The organism is Streptomyces palmae, assembly GCF_004684805.1.
Taxonomy (GTDB): domain Bacteria; phylum Actinomycetota; class Actinomycetes; order Streptomycetales; family Streptomycetaceae; genus Streptomyces; species Streptomyces palmae.
Genome location: NZ_SRID01000680.1, coordinates 1 through 1,366, shown reverse-complemented (window position 1 = coordinate 1,366; position 1,366 = coordinate 1). Strand labels below are relative to the sequence as shown.

Here is a 1,366-nt window from a genome sequence, read left to right as displayed (position 1 = left end):
GGCCGGGGTACGGACCGGGGCGGGCGCAGTGTCGGTGAGCTGACCGCGCTGGCCACCCGGGGAATCGACGCGCTGGACGACTACTTCGCCCGCTATCTGCCGCAGCTCGGGCTGGCCGTGGTGGTGCCCGTGGCGGTACTGGCCCGCATCGCCACCGAGGACTGGCTCTCCACGCTGATCATCGCCGGCACCCTGCCGCTGATCCCGCTCTTCATGGTCCTCATCGGCTGGGCGACCCAGCACCGGATGGACCGCCAGTGGCGGCTGCTGGCCCAGCTCTCCGGCCACTTCCTCGATGTGGTGGCCGGACTGCCCACGCTCAAGGTCTTCGGACGGGCCAAGGCGCAGGCGGCGTCCATCCGGGCGATCACCGCCGACTACCGCCGGGCCACCCTGCGCACCCTGCGGATCGCCTTCCTGTCCTCCTTCGCGCTGGAACTGCTGGCCACCCTCTCGGTGGCACTGGTGGCCGTCGGCATCGGAATGCGGCTGGTCCACGGCGAACTCGACCTCGAGACCGGCCTGGTGGTGCTGATCCTCGCCCCGGAGGCGTACCTGCCGCTGCGGCAGGTCGGTGCCCACTACCACGCCGCCGCGGAGGGGCTGGCGGCGGCGGACCAGGTCTTCGCGGTGCTGGAACGGGAGCCCGCCCCGGACGGTGCGCACCCGGCGCCGCCGGCGGACCGGCCGGACGCGTGGGGCGCCGCGCTGGCGGTCGAGGGGCTGGTCGTCGAACGCCCCGGGCGCCGTGGGCCCGCGCTCGCCGAGACCACCTTCGAGGTGCGCCCCGGCGAGACGGTCGCCATCACCGGTCCCAGCGGCATCGGCAAGAGCACCCTGCTCGACGCGGTCCTGGGCCTGGTCGCCCCCACCCGCGGCCGGGTGGTGGTCGGCGGTACGGACCTGGCCGAGGTCGCCGCGGAGAGCTGGTGGCGGCAGGTGGCCTGGGTGCCGCAGCGACCGCACCTGTTCGCGGGGAGCCTGGCGGACAACGTGCGGCTGATGCGGCCGGAGGCGGACGAGGCGGAAGTCCGGAGAGCCCTGCGGGAGGCCGGCGCGCTGGACTTCGCGGAGGCGCTGCCCGACGGCATCCACTCCGCTCTCGGCGAGGACGGCGCCGGCCTGTCCGCCGGCCAGCGGCAGCGGATCGCCTTGGCCCGGGCGTTCCTGGCGGACCGCCCGGTGCTGCTGCTGGACGAACCCACGGCGAGCCTGGACGGGGAGACGGAGGCGGCCGTGGTGGAGGCGGTGCGCCGGCTGGTCGTCGGCCGCACGGTTCTCCTGGTCGTCCACCGACCGGCGCTGCTCGCCGTGGCCGACCGGGTGGTGACGCTGGGCGAGGCGGGGGTTGTCGTGGGTACGGGGG

The 1,366-nt window shown here is 75.1% G+C and carries 1 protein-coding gene; it reads left to right on the top strand.

Features of this window, described 5'->3' with window-relative positions; all coding sequences use genetic code 11:
• Positions 1-1,366, top strand: a 1,366-nt coding sequence (cydD, locus tag E4099_RS32025; RefSeq protein WP_135342589.1) for a thiol reductant ABC exporter subunit CydD, incomplete at both ends; no start/stop codon positions are given.